We start from the raw sequence: 1,108 nt of genomic DNA, 5'->3' as shown, positions 1-1,108 counted from the left end.
GGCACCCAATGCCGTTGTTTGAAGGTTCATTGAGTTGGTGGTGACGGACTGAGCGTCGCGCCGTTATGCGGGGTGTGCATCCGTGGAGCGGGGTATCTGAGCGAGTGCGGCTGGGCTTGATCACACAGTGGGTGACGCCCGAGTTGGTGGACGAGGTCCTGTCGGAGTGTCGCAAACGGGACCGTCGGCCGGGAGCGTTGCCGGCGGGGTTCATGGTCTACTTCACACTCGCGCTTGCGCTCTTCCACCAGGACTCCTACGACGATGTGGCAGAACAACTGGTAGGTGGAATACAGGAGTTGAGCGAGTGTATCCCGCACAAGGCGTCTTTCACCCGGGCTCGGGAGCGCCTGGGACCGGAGGTTGTCGAGCGGATCTTCCACCGCCTGGCCGGTCCGCGGGCCCCTGTGGGGCTGGCCGGGGCCTTCTACCGGGGGATGCGTCTCGCTGCGGTCGACGGGTTCCTGCTGGACGTGCCGGACAACGAGGCCAACCGACTCGCCTTCGGCGGCCCGAAAGACTCCAGCGGGAAACCGGGCGGGTTTCCGCAGGTGAGAGTCGTGACGCTGACCGAGACCGGCACGCACTCTTCCATCGACGCCCGGGTGGGCGGCTGCAACAGCGGTGAACGCGACCCAGCCGTGGCAATGGCCGCCTCGGCCTCCGGGATGCTCGTGATCATGGACCGGGGGTTCCCCGGGGTGGAGTTATGGAAGGCGTATACCGGCGCCGGTGCCCACCTGCTGCTGCGGGCCCGCTCGTGTGTGGCACGCCGCCCGGTACGCCACCTGCCCGACGGCACCTATCTGGCGCGCATGAACCTCGCGGGGCAGAAGGGTGCCCATCCGGGCGGTGTGCTGGTGCGCGTGATCGAGTACCGCGTCGACGGGGGCGAAGTGATCAGGCTGCTGACCGACCTCTTCGATCACGACGCCTACCCAGCAAGGGAGTTGGCGGTCTTGTATCACGAAAGATGGGAGGTGGAATCGGCCTATCGGCAGATCAAGACCTTCCAGCGGGGCCGGCAGGAAGTTCTGCGATCCACCGACCCGCAGCTGGTGCGCCAGGAAGTGTGGGCGCACCTGGTCGTGCACCACTGCCTGACCGG

General features: G+C 66.4%; 1 protein-coding gene. It reads left to right on the top strand.

Features of this window, described 5'->3' with window-relative positions; genetic code table 11:
• Positions 1-131: 131 nt before the first annotated feature.
• On the top strand, positions 132-1,108 hold a 977-nt coding region (locus tag AB0I73_RS41470), incomplete at its 3' end, for an IS4 family transposase (protein WP_363045544.1).

This window comes from Streptomyces sp. NPDC050388, assembly GCF_040655635.1.
Classification (GTDB): domain Bacteria; phylum Actinomycetota; class Actinomycetes; order Streptomycetales; family Streptomycetaceae; genus Streptomyces.
This window is presented reverse-complemented; position numbering and strand designations above follow the sequence as displayed.